The following is a 23,684-nucleotide window of genomic DNA, read 5'->3' on the forward strand; positions in this document are numbered from 1 at the left end:
ATATGGAAAACTATATTTTCGAAGCCGAAGGAAAAACAAAAGCCGAGGCTGAAGAGATCGCGTTAGAAACCTTAAGACTAGAACCCGGAGACATTCGTTTCGAAACTGTCGAATCCGGTAAGTCTGGATTTTTAGGTTTAACACAAAAAAAACCGGCGGTTGTTCGAGCCTTTGTTTCGAACTTCGATATTCCGGCTGAAAAGATCATCCACGGAGTGGTTTTAACACTACTCCGCAAGATGGGAGTAGAAGCGGAAGTAGTCGGAATGGGAGACGTGGATGGAAAGATCTATATTGAACTTACCAGCCGCGAATCTGGACTGATTATCGGAAAGAGAGGAGCTACTTTGGACGCTCTTCAATTTTTGGTAAACCTGATGGTAGATTCTAAGATCCGTCACGGTCGTAAGATCGTATTGGATACCGAATCTTATAGAGACAAAAGAGAACTGTCCTTGATCAGATTGAGCAAGTCAGTAGCTTCTTCTGTCGCAAAATCCGGTAAGTCCAAATTACTGGAGCCGATGAATCCTTTCGAGAGAAGGATCGTTCATATGGCTCTGCAAGAGAACGAAAAAGTTTTCACCAGATCGGAAGGAAACGGGACTTATAAAAAAGTTCGTATTATTCCGATGAAAGACAAACACAAGTACAAAGACGTCGTCGAAAAAAGCCCTAACGGGGACTTACTCGAGGAAGTAAACGACTACTGATCAGTCGTGGCTGATACGATAGCAGCTATCTCCACAGCTTCCGGGGCCGGTGCCATCGGCATCCTTCGGTTATCCGGACCGGAAGCACTTCCTATTGCATACAGGCATTTATCCTTTTTTGAGGGAGCCTTTCCTCTTTCTTCCATCAAACCTCGTAACGCATATACCTGTCGATTTGTAGATGGGGAGAAAAAATTAGACCAGGTAGTTTTTATCTATTTCGCAGGGCCGAATTCTTTTACGGGAGAAGATCTATGCGAGATACATACTCATGGGAATCCGATCCTTCTTAGAGAAGCTTTAGAATGTTTGTTTCGTTCTGGAGCAAGACCTGCGAAGCAAGGTGAGTTCACTAAAAGAGCCTTCTTAAACGGTAAAATAGATCTGAACGAAGCCGAAGCCATCGGAAGGATCATAGGCGCGCGTTCCAGATTCGAATTGGAGCTGGCTCAAAAGAATGCATTCGGAGAAATTTCCAGACTCGCCTCGAATCTAAGAAGTCAGTTGATATCACTCAAAGCGGAATGCGAAGCTGAGATCGATTTTTCCACAGAAGATCTTACCTTCGAATCTTTCGAAGAAAGAAAAAAAAGAATTCGTTCTATTTCGAATATTTGTTCCAACCTTCTGAAAAGATCCAGCGAGACAGAAACTCTTTTAGAAAGAAGCAGAGTTGTCTTGTACGGAGAACCAAATACTGGCAAGTCCAGCTTGATGAACCTGATCTTAGGAAGAGATCGTTCTATTATCTCCGAAATTCCAGGTACAACTCGAGATTATATCAGCGAGGACTTATTGCTCTCGGGAGTTCCTATCCGACTTATCGATACCGCAGGTGTTAGAGAGACGGGCGATAAGATCGAAAAGATGGGGATTGAAAGAAGTGAGAAAGAATTCTCCCAAGCGGATGTAAGACTTTTTGTGATAGATGTTTCTCAAAAGAACGACTGGAACAAGTTTGCAGAAGAGAACAGATCCAAGCTGGAAGGCGCAATCGTTGCAGCAAATAAATCGGATATAAGGGACTCAAGCTGGGATCCTGAAATTATCACGAAGAAAAATTATCCCGGAACTATTTTGGTCGAAGTTTCCTGCAAGTCTAGACAAGGGCTGGATACTTTAGTCTCTGAAATTTCCACCAAACTACAAGGTATAGAAAGCTCGGAAGATTATGTCCTTTTGGAAGAAAGGAACAGATTTCATTTTTCTTCTATCACTCGAAGCCTGGAAAACTGTCTGACTTTAATGGAAGAAGGGGCTCCAGCCGAGATTTACATCAAAGAAATTGATTTCGCTTTGGAACAAATCGGGGAAGTAAATGGAAGAGTGGACACGGAAGAAATTTTAGGAAGAATTTTTAGTAAATTCTGCGTTGGGAAATAAGCTCTTTCAGAAATAGAATAGAACCTAGGCCCGATCGTCGAAAAATTGGTTTTATCGTTATGAGAGAAAAATCCCTCGAATATCATTCCCTTCATCCAAAGGGTAAAATTCAAGTTGTTCCAACAAAGCCGACTAGAGATTCATTCGACTTATCCTTAGCATACTCTCCGGGAGTTGCCTATCCTTGTTTGGAAATTAAAGAGAATCCGGACCTTGTGTATGAATACACCAATAAAGGGAATCTGGTAGGTATTATCACTAATGGAACCGCAATCCTAGGATTGGGAGATATCGGACCTGCCGCAGGAAAACCTGTGATGGAAGGTAAAGCGGTACTTTTCAAAAAATTTGCCGGGATAGACGTTTTTGATATCGAGGTAGACGCTAAAGATCCGGATGATTTCATAAAAGCGGTGAAAATGTTGGAGCCTACTTTCGGTGGGATCAACCTAGAAGATATCAAAGCCCCTGAAAGTTTTTATATAGAAGAAGAACTCATCAAAAGTATGAATATCCCGGTCTTCCATGATGACCAACACGGGACAGCGATCATTACAGTTGCTGGATTGTTGAACGCATTCGAGATCAATAAAAAGCGTCCTAGTGATGTGAAGATGGTGGTCTGTGGGGCGGGAGCCGCAGGGATTGCGATCGCAGAATTAGTACAACATATCGGCATCCGAAAAGAACATATCTTCTTAGTAGATACAAAAGGTGTGATCCACACTGAAAGAACCGATCTAAATTCTACCAAACAAAAATACGTTCAAAAGACAAATGCTCGTACTCTTGCAGACGTTATGCAGGATGCGGATATTTTTGTCGGAGTTTCCGTAGCGGACATGGTTACCGAAGACATGGTAAAATCTATGGCTCCCAATCCTGTTATCTTTGCATTGGCAAATCCTGATCCTGAGATCCCTTACGCAGTAGCTAAAAAGGTCCGCCCTGACATTATTATGGGAACCGGAAGAAGCGATATGCCGAACCAGGTGAATAACGTATTAGGTTTTCCATTCATTTTCAGAGGTGCTTTGGACGTAAGAGCCAAACATATCACTTTAGAAATGAAATTAGCTGCAGCTCGTTCCTTGGCGGAACTCGCTAGGATGGATGTTCCGGACGCAGTCAGTCTTGCTTACGGTGGAGAAAAATTCACATTCGGTCCTGATTATCTGATCCCAAAACCTTTCGATCAAAGGGTATTATATCATGTGGCTCCTGCAGTTGCAGAAGCGGCCGTCCAAAGCGGAACTGCAAGAAGACCTTATCCTGGACGGGAAAATTACATTTCTTTCTTAGAAGGTTTGATGAGGTCCTAAAACGGACTTCTAAAGAAGTTCCGAATTTAGTCTAATACTCTTGGAACTCGCTCAAGAAAGCATGTATTTGTTTCCGAAAATATTATACTAGCTCGGCTTAGAACAAAAAGCCAAATCAAGATCGGAGCAAAAGGGAAGATTAATGCCCGAAATGGAAAATAATTCCACACCCCCGGCTTCGAATCCGCTCTCGGAAGATGGCGTCATTCCGGTAGATCGTGTTGATCTGATCCCGGAAGAGGAACTTCGTAATCTTCTTCTCCAGACAACCCCCAAAGCGATGAGGGATTTGGATATGATCGAGAAAGGAGTCGAGAACTTCTTCTTATTTAATTATTCTCCTTTCGCTCTCGCAAAATTCGAACAGTTACAATTCTTAAAACCGGCCGATCTAAAATATTTTGAAGATAAGAACGGATTCGTTCTCTACCAATATCTATTCGTTTCGGAAGAAACAAAGGAATTAGGATTAGCTAATGTTGCTATCCGTCCTGCTTCCAGAAGAGCGGACCAGATCCAAAAGATCAAGTCTGCTTGTTTGGCTCAGTCGGCCGCAGCGTTTTTACAATTTATTGTCCGAAGAGATATCAATTTGGCGGACAGAAGGTCCGCCGGAGAACTAAGGGACTGGGTCATACGCCAGTATCTGAACACCGATGAGAAGGGAAATCTTTTGGATTTTCAAGATTCGAGAAATCTTCCTTACTCGATGAGGAATGTTAAAACTCTTTCTGTGGAATCTTTTCTACAAAGGAATTTTAAGATCAGAGAAGATATACTGATTTCTTTAATTTCTCTTTTGAGCAAAAAACCAAACGAAATCGTTGCTTTCTTATCTCAGATCAAAGCGATTCCTGACGCATTACTTGCATTAGAAAAAAGAGGAGGCCGTCCTCCTTTGTTAAGGTTGCATTTGGAGTTTCATGTCATCCAACCTTCTTTGGAAGAACTTGTGGGTGAAATTTCCATAGATAGTAAAAAACCGAATGCAAACGAAGAGACTGAATTAGAGATCATTTTCGAATTATTTATAGGCTTATCTAGAAAGATCTTAATGTCACTTCTTCCCGGAGAACAAGCAGGATGGATCAAGGCCTCCGGAACAGAACAGGGCCCGGACTATCTGAGAGAATTATCCAAACACCCTGCGTTCACTTCAGGAAAAACCTGGGAAGGTTCCGACATATTCTTACAAGCCTTCGAAGTGTTATTGGGTTCCATGGATTCTCTTGCCAGTTTAAGAAAAGAGTCCCTCATCAATGTAGCTTTTAGTGAAATAGTTATCCGTATAAGAGAATCCAAAGAGCCGCTTATTGTGGACTCGAGTGCTTTGAAGATCAAGGACTCGTCTATTCAAGCAGCAGGTCTTACTAAAACGGAAATTTTGGATCAGGTGCTCGAAAGATTCAAAACAAGGAACGATATTCTTACTAGAGAAAAAGTCACAGGTGCTGGTCCAGGGATCGTGGCCCTCGCATTGGAAAATGTGGTTTCTTCTTTTTTGAATAATAAGGAAAGAAGGACCTCTATTCACACTTTGATCCGTAAGAACGGACAGCCTAAAGGAATTTACGCTTTTCTAAAGGATGTGGTAGAAGGTGTGGATCCTGAGATCGTGATAGACGAGCAGATTCGTCTTTCCAAGGCGATCGCAGATTGGGAAAAAGAAACTGAAAAACAAAGGCAAAAAGCGATCCAAGATTCCAAATCTATTTTGGTCAAACTTTTGGAATGGATACTTGGTCTGTTCGGAGTGAATTTTTCTCCATCCCCAAAAAAAGACATCGAGCCTGCCGACGAATTTCAATCTTCCAAACAAAGTAAGAAGTCTTCCAGCAGTGCAGGTAATTTTGCGGAGCCCGAAAAGGAAGCTCCTAAAAAGAAAAAGTCTTTGGGAGTACTCCTAGGTCCTAAGGAAAAATCCACTTTGATCCCAGCTAAGGTACAGAAAGCGATAGATTACGTGGACCGTAAAAATAACGGAATTATCTGGTTGGATGAAGTGGTGAATGCTAGTTCTGCTCCGGAATTCGGAAAAGACAAAGTAGCCGACCTTATGTATTATGACCAGAAGCGGAGATATATCGAGATTCGCTCCATGAATTCTATCCGGCACGTGTTTATCCGGAAAGAGTTGGAATCCGATTCCGCCTGGTTGGATTCTACCTTGGAATATTTGGAGAATGTCACCGCCAAAAAACCGGAGTTTGCAGCCCTAGCGGATACTCTTCGCAAATTCCGAGACGAGTGATCTACCCCGAGTTCTGATTAGGACATTCGTTCCGATCCCGGAAATCCAACCCGAGCAATTTATTACTATTGAACGGAGGATTCATGAAAACTAGAATCGAAACCGACTCCATGGGAGAAATCCAGGTAGACGATTCCAAATACTGGGGCGCTCAAACCGAAAGGTCTCTTCATCACTTTCATATCGGGAACGATCGTTTCCCAAGGGAAATGATCCGAGCTCTTGGAGTTCTTAAAAAATCAGCAGCAATCGTAAACGCACAGCTCGGACTTTTGACCGATGATAAAAAAAATCTGATCGTTCAGGCAGCTGACGAAGTGATCTCCGGAAAATTGGACGAACATTTTCCTCTAAGCGTTTGGCAAACAGGTTCCGGAACCCAAACAAATATGAACTCCAACGAAGTGATCTCTAATCGTGCGATTGAGATTGCAGGCGGGACAAAAGGTTCTAAGAAGCCTATCCATCCTAACGACGATGTGAATAAGGCCCAATCTTCTAACGATACTTTCCCGACAGCAATGCATATCGCTGCTGCTGAACAATTAGTGAATAAACTTCTGCCAGCGTTAGAGCAATTGAAGAATACACTAAAGAAGAAGTCGGACGAGTTCAAAGATATTATCAAGATCGGAAGAACTCACTTGCAGGATGCGACTCCTTTGACTCTGGGCCAGGAATTCTCAGGTTATGTTAAACAGTTAGAGTACAATATTGAAAGAGTGAAGTCTGTTCTTCCTTCCGTATACAGATTGGCTTTAGGTGGAACAGCAGTAGGAACAGGACTGAACACCCATCCTGAATTTGCGGTAAAAGCTGCAGCTCAGATCGCTAAAGAAACCGGACTTCCATTTACTTCTGCAGAGAACAAATTCGAAGCTTTAGCTGCTCACGATTCTTTGGTAGAGACTCACGGAGTTCTAAAAACGATCGCAGCTTCTTTTATGAAGATCGCAAACGACGTGAGATGGTTGTCTTCCGGTCCTAGATGTGGGATCGGTGAGATATCTATCCCTGAGAATGAGCCAGGTTCTTCTATCATGCCTGGAAAAGTGAACCCTACTCAGTCGGAACAAATGACCATGGTAGCTTCTCAAGTAATCGCAAACGATGTGGCTGTGAATATCGGCGGGGCTTCCGGGAACTTCGAACTAAACGTTTTCAAACCATTGATCATTCATAACGTTCTGAATTCTATCCGTCTATTGGCTGATTCTGCGGTTTCTTTCGAAGAACATTGCGCGAGAGGGATAGAACCAAATAAGGAAAATATCAAAGAACATTTGAAGAATAGTTTAATGCTTGTGACTGCATTGAATCCGTATATCGGTTATGATAACGCGGCGAAGATTGCAAAGAACGCACACAAAAAAGGAACTAGTTTGAAAGAATCGGGGATTGAACTTGGCTTATTGACTTCCGAGCAATTTGACCAATGGGTACTTCCTGAAAAAATGATCTCTCCGAGCGTTGATTGATAGAAATCCGAAAGACTTCAAAAACCCTGAGGGCATAAAAAAGGCAGTGTTTACACACTGCCTTTTTAATTCGGATCGAATACCTAGGTATTATTGTTGTGGAGCTTGAGCTTGCACTTCAACAAATTTGAAGGTCACTCTACGGTTTTTAGGATCTTTTGCATCCAATCCGGAAACTGGAGAAGAAGAACCTGCACTCTTAGTAACGATACGATTTGCAGGAATTCCTTGTTTAACTAAGGATTGTTTAACCGCTTTTGCACGAATTTCTCCGTAGAAAACGTTTCCTTTTTTGTCACCTTCTGCTTCTTCAGGTCCTACTTGGTCAGTATGACCAGTAATCTCTAATGCCCAAGAATCAGGAAGTTTAGAAATTCCATCTTTAAGAACGGAAATATTAACTTTTGCCCACTCGCTGAAATCTCCCGCGCTAACATCAGCTTTTTTGTAGCTGAATCCTGGACGAGTGATCCCGTCTGGATAGCGGAAGTCTTTAATTTGATTATTGAAAGCGTCTGCAGGAGAGTCTACGTTGACGTTACGAGAAGCCGCGGAATTTTGTTCTCCAGGCTCAGGAGCGGATTGCTCTTTATTGTCTGCGGAAGAGCAAAGAGCTAAAGAAAAAACCGTTGCACCGATGAGCAGGATATTGAGAATTTTTTTTACCATGTTGTATTCCTTCCTTAATTAGGGTAGGGGTTTATTTCGATGAATTTATCCAAAATATACCTATTCTCGCAAAATGGGAAATCTTTTTTAGACCTCTGTGCGAAAGGGATACGTTTTCGCCGCTTATATATTTCTCAGGAGAACTATTATGAATCTGGAACTTCATGCCGAAGTTAACGCTGACTCTGATGGATCCAGACTTGATCGATTTTTAAAGGATTATCTGGGAGACGAGATCTCCAGAGCTTCCATTCAACATTGGATCGATTCTGGTTGGGTCAAAGATGGAACCGGAAAAATACTCTTAAAATCTTCTTACAAGGTAAGTCCTGGAGAAAATTTTCATATCTCAGTTCCTCCTAAACCTCCGTTGAACTTAACTCCAGTAAAAATGGAAATAGAAGTTTTAAAGGAAACTCCTCATTATCTGATCATTCGCAAACCGGCTGGCATTGCGTCACATAGTGGGCCAGGGGATAGATCCGCTACTTTGGTTAACGGATTACTCTACAAATTTAAAGAGCTTTCGAGTGTCGGAGGAGAATCTAGGCCGGGTATCGTGCATCGTTTGGATAAACCTACGGAAGGGATCATGATCGTAGCTAAGAACGATCATGCACATGCAAAACTTTCCGAGCTGTTTAGAAGAAGGAACATTACTAAGAAATATCTTGCTTGGGTCCAGGGCACACTTCCGGAAGGAGAAGGCACGATAGACAGACCGATAGGAAGACATCCGATAGAAAGATTGAAGATGACTGTGACTCCTAAAGGAAGAGCGTCAGTCACTCATTACAGGATCTTAAAGACCGCGGTTTCCAAGAACGGTAGAAAGTTCTCCCTCATCGAAGCTGATTTGGAAACAGGAAGGACTCACCAGATAAGGGTCCATTTTCAGAGTCTCAGATGTCCCGTGGTTGGAGATCTTCTTTACTCCAGAAACGCCGCACTCTTTGAGAACTACGGACTCTTACTTCTTTCTTATTGTTTAGAATTCAAGGACCCTTTTACGGACGAAGAAGTGCAGATCGTTCTGGATCCTCCTCAAAGATTCGAAAATTTCGAAAATAATTTGGAGAATTTTTAACAGAAGACCTTGTTTTGATAAAAGGTCTTCTGATCTATAAAATAGTTTATTCGAAAGAAACGGAAATTTTTCCGTCGGCAACATAACCTGCCTTTCTCAGTTCCTGCAGATATGCGACTTCGTTTTTCAGGTCGATGGTTATATCCAATTTTCCTGTTCCTTTTTCAGTAGCGGCTTGGAATCTAAACTCGTATTCTCCCGGATCTAGTTTAGCTTTCAGTCCACTATAATCGAAATCCTCATTGAAGTATAGGATGATCTCTTTACGCGCTGCGGATAGCTCTGGTCTAAAAACTCCCGCTTGTTTAGCGTTAGACCAGGAAGAATACTTTCCTTCTGGATTTGAAATTTGTTTCGCATACAGAACTACTCTGAATTTTTTACCGTTCGCTTCTTGAGGACCTACCGGATCTGCCAAACAGAGTAGTGCCCACATTTCTCCAGAGAAATTCCATTTGGAAACCTCTGCAGGGAGAGCGGAGTCTCTTGAAATTTCCTTATCAAAAAAGTAAACGGTACCTTTTTTCTTTCCTTCACAAAGATCCTTTGCCCAAGTTCCAGATGCTGCAAATAGAAGCACTAAAACGGCCGCAAATCGAATGAGTTTCATTCAAAGCTCCTGATTTAATTTACTAAGTCTAACGGTGGGACGAAATTTTAGATTAAATGCTTTCTTTTTCAATATAAAATTAAGGAAATTTTTTGCTGGATGATCCTGAATTATACATCAAATACTTATCTATAGTAACGCTTATGGAAGAAGATAAAATTGAAAAGATCAAACAAGGTTTTTGGCCTAAGGTGAAGAAGGTCGCGGGAAAGGTTCCTTTTCTTGCGGATGCAATTGCTTTGTATTATGCGATGTTGGATCCTTCTACACCCCTGAAAGCAAAACTTACGATTGCGGGTGCACTTGCTTATTTTCTCACGCCTTTTGATGCGATGCCAGATATACTTTTCGGCGCAGGTTATATAGACGATGCAGGAGTGGTTGCAGCCGTTTTAGCAGCCGCGTCCATGTATGTAAAAGAAGAACATAAGAAGAAGGCCGCGGATTTTTTAGATTCCAATCCTGAGGGTACCCTGGAGAATTGAAAAACTTCTCCAATGAGCTACCAAAACGAAATCAAGATCAGATACCAGCACTTCCTCAACTTCGTCCCAACCATCTCGGAGTTCCTGAAAAAAACTCACGAAAGGGAAGATCTGCAAATCTCCTTTAAGGGAAATATAGAATCGGACCTAGTCACGATTGCAGACAAAGGTTCCGAAGAATTGATCGTCTCAGAGATCAGAAAGGCATTTCCTAACGATCATATCTTAGGAGAAGAAGGAAGTAACTACGAAGGTAATTCTCAATTCAAATGGATCATAGATCCTTTGGATGGAACCGTAAATTATTCTCACCGTATTCCTCTCTATTGCTGTTGTATAGGATTAGAAGATCTAGAGAAAAAATCGGCAGTGATGGGGATCGTTCCAATGCCAGCACTCGGACATGTATACCATGCTATGTTAGGAGAAGGCGCATTCAAAGATAAAACTCCTATCAAAGTCACTCAGACCAAAGAGATCAAAAAAGCACTCTTATGCACAGGCTTTCCTTACGATCGAGAAGAGAAGATAGAACAACTGATTTTCAATCTGAAAAAATTCATCTTAAGATCCAGAGGTGTGAGAAGAACTGGATCTGCAGGTTTAGATATCTGTTGGGTAGCCGAAGGTAAGTTCGACGCATTCTGGGAAGAAGATCTAAAACCTTGGGACATGACCGCAGCTGCCGCTATCCTTCAGGAAGCAGGCGGTAAGTTGAGTACTTATGCGAATAATACATTCCATCCATATGTGACTAGCTTGATTGCGTCTAACGGAGTATTACATGAAAAAATGGTAGAGATCTTACAGGAGTTTTTAGATATATGAGTTGGGTTTTATTGGTGTTGGCCGGGTTATTCGAGGTCGGTTTCACCACTTGTATGAAATTATCCGACGGATTTAAGGATTGGAAATATGGTCTCGGATTCTTCGTGTTTGCCGTTATGAGTTTTTACTTTTTAAACAAGGCCACTCAGAATATTTCTCTAGGAACTGCGTATGCTGTATGGACTGGGATCGGAGCCGCAGGAACTGCAATCATTGGAATTCTTTCCTTTGGAGATTCTATCAATGCTTGGAGGATCTTCTTTCTTTCTACTTTGATATTGTCCGTGATCGGATTGAAATTTTTAGGTGGAGACTAAAGCTTATTCTGAGTATCTTCTTCTGATACATCTCTCTACTATATGGGCGATCTTTTTTTCCACTATATCAGGATTGAAGTTTGCCTGAACGTATCTTTTACCATTCAGCCCCATTTCTTCTCTTTCTCTTTCGTGATTTACTAAATATTCTGCGACTGCGCAAAAGCTGTCTAAGTCGGAATAGTATAAACCACCGTTACTTCTTAGACAATGTCCTCTTAGAACGTCCGATCTTCCGTTGACTAAAACTGCTTTTTTACGGATCCAAGCTTCCATGATAATTATGGAAAAACTTTCCATAGGAGAAGGATTTATGAGTATATCTGAAGAGCGGATGATCTCGTCTTTAGCTTCTTCGCTTACAAAACCTAAGGGAGATACATGAGGAAATTTTGATATTCTTTGTAGAAGTTTGGAATCTCCTCTTCCTGCCAAAAGTAATTTGTCGTTTCTGCCGCTTCTTTTCTGCCATTCGGAAAAGTATTGTGCCATCTCCAGCACTCCTTTTCCTTCGTCTATCCTTCCTACGTACAAGAACTGAAAGGAGTCCTGAGGATTTTTTCTCTCTGAAGTTTTTTTCTCAGTCTCTTCCGGAATTGCCAAATGCATTCCGATCACATTTCCAAGACTTGGTTCGTATCCGTACAATTTATGAAAAAGAGCTTTTTCCTCTAGGGTATTAAAACAATAAGCTGAGTCGTCTTTGAAAAGCTTAGAATATACGGATAATTTTGCAGGCGGTTCGTCGTGTAATGTTGGAATTACAACAGATTTTTTTGCTACCAATGGAAGCCCGTAAACCATGGGATAATACAGATAAGAAACGAATACGAAAACGTCGTAATCTCTTTCGTTGGTCTCAATGTATTGGATTAGATCAGGACAATAAGGGCCTTGCATATCTACCCAGATCCTTTCCTTTTCTTCTTGGGATCCGACACTTTTTCCCGAGTCGGAATTTCGAAACAGTTTGTCCGAAAATCTATTAAACTTAGAGATATTCCTTTCTTTATCTACGGAGAATCTGAGGACTCTTATCCGATTCCCTGGTTCTGGTTCGATCCATTCTCTACTTACCTTCTTCTCCAGATCTTTTCCCAGAAGTACTGGCTCTAAGTCTTTAATCGGGATCTGGTTTTTCCAAGTGATATAATCCAACGAGCGGCTCGCAAGAACTGTTACCTCGTAAAACTTGGACAATATTAGAGTATATTGATAGATGAGTTTCTCGGAGCCACCTGAAATATGATCCGAAAAAATAGGAGTAACAACGGCTAATCTTCTACGAGAGTCTAGCAAGGACAGGCCTCAATACAGTTTCTGCGTTGATTTGGGAAAAGGAAGAAAGTCGTTTTTGTTGGGTTTCCAGGATCAGATCTTTCCAATTTCGATCCGTCACCATTTTATGAGCAAGCTCCACGATCACATCCATTCTCTTTTCTTTAAATAAGATCCCTGCACCGGAAAGAGTTTCTCCTACCGCGCCGCCGTCGAATGCAAGGATCGGGATATTATGCACCATCGCTTCCAATAACGGAACACAAAATCCTTCATGTTCGCTCATAGATAGGAAAAGATCGCAGTTTAGATACATGGATTTTAATTCTTCGTCGGATAAAAAATCGGTGATGATCACATTCTTTCTCAACTTATAAAAATCGAGCATACGTTCCAATTCTTCCCTGTATAGATACAACTCTTTCGAACTGAATCCAACCATAAAAAGTTGGAACTCGGGGCCATAAGCTTTTAGATAATGGAATGCGAATCTGATGAGATCATCCTGTTTTTTGTTGGGAGCAATTCTTCCTACAAATAAGAAGCGTGGAATATTGGGTCTATTCTTTGGAAAATTTTCCTTAAGAGTTTGTCTACCTTGAGGAAGTTGGTAGGTGATCGGAAGAACATCCACATCTTCAAAACCCAATCCTAACAGTTCTGATTTATTGTATTCCGAAACTGCAAATACCTTATCGAATTTGTTTCTTAAAGATTCTAATTCTTCTCTTCCTTTGCGGAGAAGGTAAGTAAGTTTCAGATCGTATTTTTCAAAAAAATGACCAGGTGTTACATTATGGTATATTAGAATTTTAGAATTCTTGGGCTTTAATACCGTTTCTAAAACATCCGAATGAATAGAATGATGATATACCAGTATATCTTTGCCGTTAGAAGAATATGCCTTATACTTTTTCACCAAAGTATCCGTTCCGGGACCGGTATTCTCCGCATAAATTTCGGAAGAATATCCTATTTTTTTGAAAACAGACTTTAAGGAATTCATCTCGTTTGAAATTGCATCCCCCAAATTAAAACCGGCAGCGAATTGATGAACTCCTCTTCTTCTGAAGATCATGAGGTAGCCGCTTCTTTAAATGTGAATATCTGTTTTAAAACTCTTCCGTAAGGCATGGAATCGTAATCCATACAAACTTCTCTCCTTTTAGAAGAAGCATGTGGGCCATCTACGGGACGAGGGGAAGATTGGGATTCTAATATAAAATGGATCCACTCTGCTAATTTTTCCAGACTGTTCAGATCCTTTTTTCGGAAAAGATATCCCGCATCTTTTAATGTTTCCGGAACGGCAGTGCAAGCGTATGCAAAAACTGGAATATCATAACTCAATGCTTCCACAAGAGGGATCCCGAAACCTTCGTGTTCACTCATGCTGATATAGGCGTCCATTTCCTCCCAAAATCTCGGTAGCTCGGAGTCTTGGACCCCCATCCTGAATTGAATGTTTCCTCCGATACCAAGTTCTCTGGCCATATGCTTTAAGTTCGTAAAGTAATCTTCGAAAATACTAGGAACATTCCCGATCAGTAAGATCCTATATTTAGGTTCTATTCTTTTCAGAAAATAAGAAAGAAATAGAATATCTTCTATCTTTTTGCTCGGGACCAATCTTCCCACATAGCCAAGAGTGTAGCCGTTCTTACGGTTTCGTTTCTCTCCCTTCCATCCGTACTTTCTAACAATTGGAAGAACGCTGGAATTTACTATATTCAGGTCTTCCAAATTGGAGGCACTATATTTGGAGCTGGGAAGAAAGCGTTCCGTTGATCTTTTAAGTTTATGTAATTCTAATATGGATTTCTTATAATCTAATTCGAAACTTCTGAATATATCCTGAGAAACGAAAGGTTTAAAAAACTTAGGAGGAGTGATGTTCTGATAACGAACGAATTTTCTGCCCGGAAAAGAAAGAAAAGAATCTATAGGATAGCCCGAACCTCCGTATTCCAAAATATGCATGGAATTGGATGACAGAACATTCTCGTTACGGAGTTCTTCTGTTTGTAAGGTTTTAATTGAGCCGTCGCTTAGATCGGTTTGGCATACGATCTCGGTTTTGATCCCGGAAGAATTTAAAACTTCTCTTAAACCTTTGATATCGTTCCCGATCCCGTCCTTATCTCTAAATTCGGAAATATGGAGATAAGCGTTCATTTTCTAAAACTAAATACCGAGAAACCGTCTCCAGCCTTGGTATCCACTATATTCTTAAAACCTAATTTTTGTAAGAACTCTCTGAATCCGGATTCGCTGATTTGAGTCAGAAGGATCGGCTGAAAAGGAGAGACCATTCTATTCGAATAATTGGAATATCTAAATATGAACTCTGTCCCGCTGGAAGTTTTAGAAGCTAGGGTTTTGAAAAGTTTTTCCAAAACCCAATTCGGCAAAAGGCATAGATTTGCGTTGGAAATAATTTTAGAAGGAAGAGGAGACTCAGGAAGAACTTCCTCAAAAGAAAGAAGAGATACTGAATTGGTAATATGTTCTTTTATATAAGAATATTGTGACTTATTCCAAGTCACTGCTTTGAATTCTATCTGCGCTTTTAAAAGTTGTTTTAGGAATTTTCCCCATTCAGGATTGATCGCAAGAACTGAATCTCCAGGGTTCAATCTGGAAAGAATAAGAGTTTCACTTTCTTCTAAGGTTTCTTCCTCGTAGAGAAATTCATTGGACCATACGAATTCAGGGCTGATCTCTTTTTTAAGACTATAATTCAGTTCTACAAACTCGTTGTAGAACTTTTCGAATTTGCGTTTTAGTTTTTCATGATCTCCTCTCAAGAGTATCAATTCATTCAAAACGCTGTAAAATGCGCGAGTCCTGTTCTCTGAAAGTTTCTTATCTAAGAAAGCATATAGCTCGATCAGTTTGATAAACAGCCAACGGATCGGGCCGCGGATGTACTTGAACTTTGGATTTGTGAACTTAGGAGGGGAGATCCCTTTTTCGAATAAGTGAGCCGTTTCCGCAGCATCGAATTCCCTGTATCCTTCAGGGGATTGTGGAGAAAATTTCCAGCGAGAAAGTCTTTCCAATTCTTCTTTGGAAACTGGCCTTCTGGCAAGCCTGGACTCTATTTCTTCCATGAGCTCGCGGACATTGACAGAGCTGTCCTTGATTTCTATAATGTCTGAAGATCTTTCTTCCATGGGAGCCCGGACTTTTATTCGATTGTTTTTTTCTTATTCGACAAAACAATCGTATTTTTACTTCTATTTATCATAACAAACATGAAATACTTGGTCACAGGAGCGGAAGGTTTTGTAGGATCTTATCTGGTCCGAGAAATTACACAAGGTTCCGAGTCCGAACTTTTGGGCCTGGGCGTGAATCCCAAAAATACCGAGTTTCCATTTCCCTATAAGGTTTGCGATATCCGGGATATCCAATCACTCCAACAAGTATTCGAGTCCTATTCACCGGATGTACTATTCCATTTAGCAGGACAAACATTCGTTCCAAGATCCATCGAAAATCCTGAGGAAACATTACTTATCAATGTGGCTGGCACATTGAATATTTTAGAATGTTTTAAACGCTCCGGTAAAAAAGTAAAACTGGTATATGTATCTTCTTCCGAAGTGTATGGAAATCTAAGGGAAGAAGAACTTCCTGTTTCAGAAAACCTTCTTCCAAGTCCTGTGAATCCTTATGCTTCTTCTAAGCTTGCCGCGGAAACTTATTGCCTTCAATATTCTCGTTCTTATCAAAATATAGAAACAGTGATCGCAAGGCCTTTCAATCATATAGGTATTGGTCAAAATCCGAACTTCGTAGTCCCAAATTTCTGCAAGCAAGTATTGGAAAATATTTCCAAAAACGTTTCTTCCGAAATTTTAGTCGGAGATCTAACTCCTACTCGTGACTTCTTACATGTAAGAGATGTGGTCAAAGCTTATATCCTTTTAGCAAACAAAGGGTTGAGCGGAGAAGTTTATAATATATGTTCCGGGACTGAAACTTCGATCTCTCAGGTCTTGGAATGGATCTTAGAATTTGCAGATTCTAATTTAGTTTCCAAACAAGATCCGACGAGATTGAGACCTGCAGAAATGAAAAGATCCTTGGGAAATAATTCCAAACTGCGATCTTTAGGATGGACTCCCGGAATTTCAGTAAAAGATGCTGTCCGGGAAATTTTCGAACATATTCGAAAAACAGAATATTCTTCTTAGATTACTGAACCCTTCCAGGTTTTGACCCCGCTTCCTTCGATTGGGAAAGGTTTACCCAAGTATTTGGGTGCAGTGTTTGCCAGGTTCATATCGATCCAAGCTAAGGTTCTTGCGAAAAATTCCCTGAACCTACTCGTAGGTCCACTGATATAGATCCTTCTATCGGATTCATAAGATTGTAGGTCCAATCCTATCTTTTTAGAAATGAATGCTGCTCTAGGCTGGTGAAATCTTTGGCTGACAAAGATCGCATCCTTGACTTGGAAAATTTCCTTTGCTCTTACTAATGTGTCCAAGGTCCTAAAGCCGGCATGGTCCACAAATACATCCTTCTCATTTATCCCTCTTTCTAAAACATATAAGAGCATTGGCTTTACTTCGTTGTAATAGCTGGTTCCGTTATCACCTGAGAGAAGAATCTTCCTGACCTTCCCTTGTTTATAAAGTTCTATCGCGCAATCAAGACGGTCTTGCAAAACGGGAGAAGGAATTCCTTTGTAAACGGAAGCTCCCGGAACGATAGCCACAGTTGCAGGTTTGAGAGAACGATAATTTCCAGCATGAGTACTTCTATTTTCGTAATCCCATTCGATAGAAAGATCTATGGAAGCAGGGATCCCAATACAAATTGCAGCGGCGAGTAAAAGTGCAAGTCTCAGCCTTCCTTTAGAAAAGGCGCTGGGAGTTTTCTGGATTTCCTGGTTTTTTAGTCCAAAGTCCATATTACTTTAAGGGGAGAATACGCCAAGGAACCGCTTTCGGAAAAGGAATTTTCCCCAAAATTCGGGTTTTGTCGCAAATTATGTTCTCTTTAAAGGAGACCGGTTTTCTTTTTTTCTCGGACCAAAAATTTCGATCGATATTTGGAAACATGGCGGTTACCTTGGGGTCTTAGGATACACTAGGTTATGAACCGAGTAAGACTCATGAATCTCCTGAATTCATTCGTCAGAGTTGCTCTGGCCGGTGTTTTCCTAACGCCGGCGTATCTTTTCTCAGAAGATACCAAAACTAGTTTCCATACTGCCAGACCTATTCGCACTGTCTCCTTCTATCGTAATGAAAGAGCGGCCGGAGTAGTATTCGGTGACCTTGATTCATTTAAAAATCGTTATATTCTTACAGACACCCAACTAGAACGTATCGCTGAGCTGAACCGGAGATATAAAAGCGAGCATGAAAGATGGCTTCGCAGACTTTCTCCGAAACAAGTCGAACTCGAACTGACGCTCATGGATGAAAATCCAGACCTTGTTAAAGTTCGACTTCTCGTGAACGCGATTGCAAGGTATACATCCGAAATCCGGATGAACCAAATCGCGCATCGGCTCGCGATCGAAAGGGTCTTAACCTCTGAGCAAAAAAAGAGGGGGAAGGAAAAGGAAATCGTTACCCTACCCGAGGAGCATAGGGAAGCTCCAGGGTTCCCCCTGAATCTGTTTGTTCCCGAGAGAATAATTTTGCCTGTGCCGGGCATCCTGAGATAAGGAAACTAAAATGGACCAAAAAGAATTTGCCGGACTAATAGACAGTACGAAACATATCGTACTCTCCGCGATCAAAAAGAATTTATACGAAGAGTTTTACGATACCATCGACGATGTTGTTCAAGAAACTTATATCCGTGCGTATAAAAGTTTAGCAGCCAATAAGTTCAGGGGAGAATCTTCTCATAGCACTTGGTTGTATACCATCGCAAGAAACGAATCCTTGAGAATGAACCAGAAGCGTATGCGCCAAGCAAACCTGGCGATGAAGTTGAAGGAAAAAGCTACTCAAGATTCCATTTTAAATCCAAGGGAAGAATATTCGGATTCCGGAATGGACATCGAGTTACAGGATCTGATTTCCAATCTTCCTTGGAAATACAAGTCTGTGCTTGCTTTAGTTTCCGAAGGATACAAAGAGCAACAGATTGCGGAGAAATTGGGAATTCCGGAAGGAACTGTGAAATCCCGATCCTTCCGAGGCAAACAAATGCTAAAGAAACTTTTTTTTCAAGAGACCTAGAGAATATCTGCAATGGAAGATAGAAACAGAGAAAAGTTAGACCAAGAAATTTTCCGTCGTTTAGAAAGTTACGAATGGAGCGATAATATTTCTGCAAAGATCATGAGAAGGCGTAAGATCGCTAGCTTTAAGCGATTTTTCATCTTCTCCTTTAGCGGACTTATCATCGTAGGTCTTGGTTTATCCTCCTTTTATTTTCAGCCTGAAGGAGAATCCGAGTCCGGTGATTGGCAGGTCTTAATAGAAGAACAGATCGAAGGAACCTTTGAGGAAGCCGAAACTAGTATGCAAACCCCTGATTTCAATCAGGAGGATACTAGTTCCTCTTCTACCTTACCTTCTTCTTCCTTAATGGATATGGACGCGTTGATCGAAACTTCTTTCGAGCGTAGATAGGTTTTCAAAAATAAATAGAAACTCGGCTTGCTAATATAGCGGTTGTTACATAGAATTGCGGCAAGGATTGGTTGGGTGAAACTAATCCAAATGTCCTTCTTGGACTAGGAGTAAACTCTTGTTTTCCTTGCATGAACCGACTTCGAGTCGCACCAAAAAGAATAAGCCGAATCTTCCTCCCGGAGTTTTCGGCATCCGGGCCCTTCCTTACGTTTCTAAATTGGCAAAAGATCCAATAGGATTTTTCCAATTGATGCAGTCCAAATTCGGAAAATCCGCCAGATTTGGTTTGAGACAGGTTACCTTTCATTTAATTACTCAGCCAGAGGATATCAAAAGAGTCCTTCAAGAAAACAACCAGAACTATCATAAGGGAGTTTTTTATAAGGAACTCGGAAGAATTTTAGGCAAAGGGTTGTTAAACAGCGAAGGAGAATTTTGGAAAAAGCAGAGAAAGCTGATTCAACCTTCTTTCCATAAACAAAGGATTTCCGAGTTCGTGGAGATCATGGCTCAGGAAACCGAAAAGACTTCCGAGAATTGGAAGAAAGTTTCCAGCCTAGATATATCCAAGGAAATGATGCGACTAACGTTTGCGATCGTGGGTAGAACCTTGTTCCGAACGGAAGTCGAAAGTTATGCTACAAGGATAGAACATTCTTTAAAGATCGCTTTGGAATTGGTGACTAAAAGGATCACTCGCATTTTTCCATTTCCTTTCAGCTGGCCTACTCCTGAAAATTTAAAACTCAAACGTGCTTTGAAAGATATGCATTCCGTGGTAGATGAACTCATTGCGGAACGTAAAAAAAATCCTTCTAATGATTTGATCTCTATGCTTCTCGAAGTCAAAGACGAAGAAACGGGAGAAACTATGAGTGAGGCCCAAGTTCGAGACGAGGCTATCACACTTCTTCTTGCCGGACATGAAACCACTGCAAATGCATTGTCTTGGGGATTTTATCTTTTATCCAAACATCCTGAGATCTGCGAAAAAGTAAGAGAAGAAGCCAATGCAGTTTTAGGAGATAAGACTCCTAGTTTGGAAGATGTTCAAAAATTGACATACACTCGCAAAGTATTGGATGAGGTTTTGAGATTATATCCTCCTGCTTGGGTGATCGAAAGGACTGCGATGGGTCCGGACCAAATAGGCGGTTACGATGTGGAGACTGGGACCAATATCTCCATCTGTATTTTTAATATTCATCGAAATCCTGATTTTTGGGAAAATCCTGACAAATTTGATCCGGATCGTTTTGACGAAGAAAGATCTGCAAACAGACCTAAATACGCGTATCTTCCTTTTGGTGGCGGACCAAGGATCTGTATCGGTAATATTTTTGCACTAACCGAAGCTACCCTGATACTATCGATGTTGGTCAAAAACTATAAATTCCAAACGGAACCGAATCATCCTGTGGTTATGGAACCTTTAGTCACATTAAGACCGAAGTACGGAATTCTATTAAACATAGTTTCCACTTGACCCGATCTTTCCCGGCCGGAATCCTCCTACCAGGGGGATTTCGACCATGGAAAAGATGATAAAAAAACGCATCGACCAGGTAAAAGAAAAAGGTCACCAAAGGCTGACGGTTCTTTTGATCCCCCATGGATTTGATAAGTCCTTCCATTTCCAAATTTCAATCTTCACTATCTTCTTTTTAGTCGGATTATTATTCGCGATCGTTGGTATCGCAGTTTTAGGAATTGTTCGTTATAATAATACAAGGATACAGATCAACGCGCTTGCTTCCGTTTACGGAAAGTATTTCGATGAATATATCGAATACAGCGAAAAGTTAGGAGATATCCGAGACGATTTCGCAAGTCTGAACGAGAATTTACAAGAAGTTCATTCTTTGATCGATGGTGAGTCGGACGAGTTACTTAAACTTCCCGATGAGTCAGACTCGGAAGACCTAGCTGCTAACGAATTAAAGCTAGAAGAAGCGGTGGATAAGGATCTAATGCTTGGAAGATCCTATCTTTCCGAAATTTACGGATATCGCTCGGTAAGAGTTTCTATGGAAAAGAACAAGGCCCTTGTGGATTCCGTATTTAACTTTTTGGATAACAGATACGGAATCATGAATTCTCTCCCATTCGGAGAGCCATTATTATCTTATAATTTAACTTCTTATTATGGAATGAGAAGGTCTCCAACTTTTGGATACATGGAGTTCCATGACGGAGTGGATTTAGCAAATGTTCCTGGTACTGATATCGCAGCCACCGGCGACGGAAGAGTTTACCGAGCCATTTATTCCAACAGAGGATACGGAAATCACATTGTGATCGCTCATGCAAACGGGTATTACAGTTTGTACGGTCACTGCACTTCTTTAAAAGTAAGAGAAGGTGAATATGTCCATAAAGGACAGAGGATCGCGACTGTGGGCGCAACAGGGAACGTAACCGGTCCTCACCTTCATTATGAAGTATGGATTGGAGAGTCGAACCGCACCGATCCTATGGATTATATGAAAGTAGGTTTCGGCCAATATTAATTTTATATAATCGACTATGCCTAAAAAAGTCCCGGCTAAAAAGACCTCCTCTAAAAAAGAGGAGCCAACCGAAACGTCTAAAAAAGTTTCCGTAGATCTTCCGAAGGATCCGAAGAAGGCGGAAAAGGAAATGCGCTCTTTAGAAGAGCAAGTCCGCCATCATCAATATTTATATTACGTTAAGAACTCTCCCGAGATATCCGATTACGATTTCGATCAGATGTTCAAGAGGCTCCAGGCTTTTGAAGAAGCATTCCCTAAATTGGCCGATCCAGCTAGTCCGACTTTAAGCGTTGGCTCCGATCTGGACAAAGACTTCGAGAAATTTTCTCATAAACTCCCTGTTCTTTCTTTGGAAAATACGTACAACGAAGAAGAACTTATGGAATGGGTCCAGAAAACGGGACAGGACGAGCTATATTCTGTCGAATGGAAAATCGACGGTGCTTCTATTATGTTATATTATGAAAATGGAATTCTAATTAACGGGGTAACTCGAGGCACAGGAGGGATTGGGGATGACGTTACCGAAAACATCAGAACCATTCGCTCTATTCCTCTCAGATTATCAGAGACTGTTTCCATTTACTTAAGAGGAGAAGTTTACATGACTTTCCTCGAATTTGATGAATTTAACGAAGCTTCTGAAGGAAGATACGCAAATCCTCGAAACTTATCCTCAGGTTCTTTGAAACAGAAAAATTCTTCAGATGTAGCAAAGCGACCTCTTAGAATATTTACCTACGATGCTTTTTTTCCAGGTTCTAAGGCAAAATTCAAAACCCACCAAGAGGTAATGAAGAAGGCAGAAGATCTAAAGTTCCCTCTTCCACCAGATACTAAATTGCTGAAAGGATCTGAAATTCCGGCCGCGATCAAAGACTTTAAGAAGAAAAAAGAAAAAGTTGGATTTCCTACAGACGGATTAGTGATCAAACTAAATGATCTTTCTAAAAGAGAATCCTTGGGTTATACTTCTCATTCTCCTCGTTGGGCTCGTGCTTATAAGTTCGATGCTTTGATGAAAGAAAGTAAAATCGTAGGAATCGATTATGCTGTGGGAAGAACGGGAAAGATAACTCCAAGAGCCCAAATTGAACCGATCAGTTTAGCGGGCACTACGGTCACATTTGCAACATTACACAACCAAGACTATATTGATGAACTGGGAGTAGGGATCGGAGCCACAGTAAGGATCTCCAAACGGGGTGAGATCATTCCTGCAGTGGAAGAAGTAGTCACTCCTGGAAAAGAAGTTTTTAAGATCCCTCTTCGTTGTCCTTGTTGCGGCACTAAAACCGAAAAGAAACAAGACTCTGTGGATTATTTCTGTCCGAATACTGACTGTCCAGATCGAGTAAAGAACGGGATCATATTTTATTGTTCTCGTAAACAAATGGATATAGAAGGACTGGGAGAGAAGCAGGTGGAATTTTTATATGATAAAAAGTATATCAAAGACATCGCAGATCTTTATTCTCTAAAATCTCATAAAGAAAAGTTAATGGAAGAAGAAGGGTATGGAGAGAAGAGCGTATCCATCATTCTAAATGGGATAGAAGAATCCAAGAAGAAGGATTTTAGATTTGTACTTTCTTCTCTTGGTTTGAGAGAGATAGGTCCCAAAGTTGCGGAACTTCTAACAGAACATGGATATGATACAATCGATTCCATTATCTCTGCTGCTAAAAGTCCTAAGAAATTAGAAAGCGTATTAGAAATTCCAGGTATCGGTCCTTCTACGATAGAAGCTATCCAAGAGAGTTTTACCGATAAGAGGATCCTTTCTCTCATCGATCGTTTGAAAAAAGCAGGACTGAAAATGAAGGCTGATCCGATCGAAAAATCGGACAAACAACCATTTGCAGGACAGACCTGGTGTGTATCCGGTTCTTTTGAAAATTTCCAACCCAGAGATAAGGCAATGGATCTGGTCGTTTATTACGGCGGAAAAAAAGTAGGATCTATCTCTTCTAAAACAACTCACCTTTTGGCAGGACCTGGCGCCGGCTCCAAATTGGACAAGGCAGAAGAATTAGGAGTACAAGTGGTTTCTGAAGAAGAGTTTATAAAAATTCTAAATCAAAACGGAATTCAGATCTAAAAGTCTCTTATAAAATTATACGTCGCGTATAGTTTTTA

At 41.0% G+C, this 23,684-nt stretch carries 23 protein-coding genes; 16 read left to right on the plus strand and 7 right to left on the minus strand.

Features of this window, described 5'->3' with window-relative positions:
- The first annotated feature begins 2 nt into the window (after positions 1-2).
- The 5 genes from jag to fumC all read left to right on the plus strand — a co-directional run bounded on the left by jag (position 3) and on the right by fumC (position 7,147).
- A complete protein-coding gene (jag, locus tag LPTSP_RS14665) occupies positions 3-713 on the plus strand; it encodes an RNA-binding cell elongation regulator Jag/EloR (RefSeq protein WP_100704752.1) in 711 nt (236 codons plus the stop codon).
- 6 nt (positions 714-719) lie between these two features.
- Positions 720-2,096: a tRNA uridine-5-carboxymethylaminomethyl(34) synthesis GTPase MnmE gene (mnmE, locus tag LPTSP_RS14670; RefSeq protein ID WP_108929427.1), complete on the plus strand. Its 1,377-nt coding sequence runs from the start codon at positions 720-722 to the stop codon at positions 2,094-2,096.
- A gap of 59 nt (positions 2,097-2,155) precedes the next feature.
- Positions 2,156-3,418 (plus strand): malic enzyme-like NAD(P)-binding protein, encoded by a 1,263-nt coding sequence (locus LPTSP_RS14675; protein ID WP_108929428.1) that lies wholly within the window; start codon positions 2,156-2,158, stop codon positions 3,416-3,418.
- Positions 3,419-3,560: 142 nt separating this feature from the next.
- Complete coding sequence (locus tag LPTSP_RS14680) at positions 3,561-5,669, plus strand: hypothetical protein (RefSeq protein ID WP_108929429.1); 2,109 nt, start codon at positions 3,561-3,563, stop codon at positions 5,667-5,669.
- A gap of 83 nt (positions 5,670-5,752) precedes the next feature.
- Positions 5,753-7,147 (plus strand): class II fumarate hydratase, encoded by a 1,395-nt coding sequence (gene fumC, locus LPTSP_RS14685; protein ID WP_108929931.1) that lies wholly within the window; start codon positions 5,753-5,755, stop codon positions 7,145-7,147.
- Between the two features lie 90 nt (positions 7,148-7,237).
- Here fumC and loa22 read toward each other — a convergent pair whose 3' ends face one another.
- Positions 7,238-7,816 carry an OmpA family outer membrane lipoprotein Loa22 gene (gene loa22 / locus LPTSP_RS14690; RefSeq protein ID WP_108929430.1) on the minus strand — a complete coding sequence of 193 codons (579 nt, stop codon included), beginning with the start codon at positions 7,814-7,816 and terminating at the stop codon, positions 7,238-7,240.
- 148 nt (positions 7,817-7,964) lie between these two features.
- On the opposite strand from loa22, the gene LPTSP_RS14695 reads away from it, so the two are divergent.
- Positions 7,965-8,903: an RluA family pseudouridine synthase gene (locus LPTSP_RS14695; protein WP_108929431.1), complete on the plus strand. Its 939-nt coding sequence runs from the start codon at positions 7,965-7,967 to the stop codon at positions 8,901-8,903.
- Between the two features lie 46 nt (positions 8,904-8,949).
- Here LPTSP_RS14695 and LPTSP_RS14700 read toward each other — a convergent pair whose 3' ends face one another.
- A complete protein-coding gene (locus LPTSP_RS14700) occupies positions 8,950-9,513 on the minus strand; it encodes a hypothetical protein (RefSeq protein WP_108929432.1) in 564 nt (187 codons plus the stop codon).
- A gap of 143 nt (positions 9,514-9,656) precedes the next feature.
- Here LPTSP_RS14700 and LPTSP_RS14705 point away from each other — a divergent pair, with 143 nt between their 5' ends.
- Genes LPTSP_RS14705 through LPTSP_RS14715 form a run of 3 tightly spaced genes read left to right on the plus strand, consistent with a single transcriptional unit; the run spans position 9,657 to position 11,143 of the window.
- The gene (locus tag LPTSP_RS14705; protein ID WP_108929932.1) at positions 9,657-9,998 is read left to right on the plus strand and encodes a YkvA family protein; all 342 of its coding nucleotides are present in this window, start codon (positions 9,657-9,659) and stop codon (positions 9,996-9,998) included.
- 12 nt (positions 9,999-10,010) lie between these two features.
- Positions 10,011-10,826 carry an inositol monophosphatase family protein gene (locus LPTSP_RS14710; RefSeq protein WP_108929433.1) on the plus strand — a complete coding sequence of 272 codons (816 nt, stop codon included), beginning with the start codon at positions 10,011-10,013 and terminating at the stop codon, positions 10,824-10,826.
- Positions 10,823-11,143, plus strand: a complete 321-nt coding sequence (locus LPTSP_RS14715) for a DMT family transporter (RefSeq protein WP_108929434.1) — start codon at positions 10,823-10,825, stop codon at positions 11,141-11,143. Before LPTSP_RS14710 ends, LPTSP_RS14715 begins: the two co-directional genes overlap by 4 nt.
- Before the next feature lie 3 nt (positions 11,144-11,146).
- Here the strand turns inward: LPTSP_RS14715 and LPTSP_RS14720 are convergent, their stop codons facing one another.
- The 4 genes from LPTSP_RS14720 to LPTSP_RS14735 are packed head-to-tail and all read right to left on the minus strand — an operon-like array spanning position 11,147 to position 15,597.
- Complete coding sequence (locus LPTSP_RS14720) at positions 11,147-12,442, minus strand: glycosyltransferase family 4 protein (protein ID WP_108929435.1); 1,296 nt, start codon at positions 12,440-12,442, stop codon at positions 11,147-11,149.
- A complete protein-coding gene (locus tag LPTSP_RS14725; protein WP_108929436.1) occupies positions 12,426-13,499 on the minus strand; it encodes a glycosyltransferase family 4 protein in 1,074 nt (357 codons plus the stop codon). The genes LPTSP_RS14720 and LPTSP_RS14725 overlap by 17 nt, the downstream gene beginning before the upstream one ends.
- Entirely contained in the window at positions 13,496-14,596 is a 1,101-nt protein-coding gene (locus LPTSP_RS14730; protein ID WP_108929437.1) for a glycosyltransferase, read from the minus strand. The genes LPTSP_RS14725 and LPTSP_RS14730 overlap by 4 nt, the downstream gene beginning before the upstream one ends.
- A complete protein-coding gene (locus LPTSP_RS14735; RefSeq protein ID WP_108929438.1) occupies positions 14,593-15,597 on the minus strand; it encodes an LIC_10202 family protein in 1,005 nt (334 codons plus the stop codon). Before LPTSP_RS14735 ends, LPTSP_RS14730 begins: the two co-directional genes overlap by 4 nt.
- Before the next feature lie 81 nt (positions 15,598-15,678).
- Between LPTSP_RS14735 and LPTSP_RS14740 the strand changes: the two genes are divergently transcribed.
- On the plus strand, positions 15,679-16,623 hold the full coding sequence (locus LPTSP_RS14740) for a GDP-mannose 4,6-dehydratase (protein ID WP_108929439.1): 945 nt from the start codon (positions 15,679-15,681) through the stop codon (positions 16,621-16,623).
- Here LPTSP_RS14740 and LPTSP_RS14745 read toward each other — a convergent pair.
- Positions 16,620-17,345: a SanA/YdcF family protein gene (locus LPTSP_RS14745; RefSeq protein WP_108929440.1), complete on the minus strand. Its 726-nt coding sequence runs from the start codon at positions 17,343-17,345 to the stop codon at positions 16,620-16,622. The two genes, LPTSP_RS14740 and LPTSP_RS14745, sit on opposite strands and share 4 nt — an antisense overlap.
- A 186-nt stretch (positions 17,346-17,531) precedes the next feature.
- Here LPTSP_RS14745 and LPTSP_RS14750 point away from each other — a divergent pair, with 186 nt between their 5' ends.
- The 6 genes from LPTSP_RS14750 to ligA all read left to right on the plus strand — a co-directional run bounded on the left by LPTSP_RS14750 (position 17,532) and on the right by ligA (position 23,646).
- The gene (locus LPTSP_RS14750; RefSeq protein ID WP_108929441.1) at positions 17,532-18,110 is read left to right on the plus strand and encodes a Spy/CpxP family protein refolding chaperone; all 579 of its coding nucleotides are present in this window, start codon (positions 17,532-17,534) and stop codon (positions 18,108-18,110) included.
- Between the two features lie 10 nt (positions 18,111-18,120).
- The gene (locus tag LPTSP_RS14755) at positions 18,121-18,633 is read left to right on the plus strand and encodes an RNA polymerase sigma factor (protein WP_108929442.1); all 513 of its coding nucleotides are present in this window, start codon (positions 18,121-18,123) and stop codon (positions 18,631-18,633) included.
- A gap of 12 nt (positions 18,634-18,645) precedes the next feature.
- Positions 18,646-19,029, plus strand: a complete 384-nt coding sequence (locus LPTSP_RS14760) for a hypothetical protein (protein WP_108929443.1) — start codon at positions 18,646-18,648, stop codon at positions 19,027-19,029.
- 118 nt (positions 19,030-19,147) lie between these two features.
- Complete coding sequence (locus tag LPTSP_RS14765; RefSeq protein WP_108929444.1) at positions 19,148-20,518, plus strand: cytochrome P450; 1,371 nt, start codon at positions 19,148-19,150, stop codon at positions 20,516-20,518.
- A gap of 46 nt (positions 20,519-20,564) precedes the next feature.
- Positions 20,565-21,542: a M23 family metallopeptidase gene (locus LPTSP_RS14770; protein WP_108929445.1), complete on the plus strand. Its 978-nt coding sequence runs from the start codon at positions 20,565-20,567 to the stop codon at positions 21,540-21,542.
- Between the two features lie 16 nt (positions 21,543-21,558).
- Positions 21,559-23,646: an NAD-dependent DNA ligase LigA gene (gene ligA, locus LPTSP_RS14775; protein ID WP_282432938.1), complete on the plus strand. Its 2,088-nt coding sequence runs from the start codon at positions 21,559-21,561 to the stop codon at positions 23,644-23,646.
- Positions 23,647-23,684: the final 38 nt, after the last annotated feature.

The sequence above is a fragment of the Leptospira johnsonii genome (assembly GCF_003112675.1).
In the GTDB taxonomy this organism is placed as follows: Bacteria; Spirochaetota; Leptospiria; order Leptospirales; family Leptospiraceae; genus Leptospira_B; species Leptospira_B johnsonii.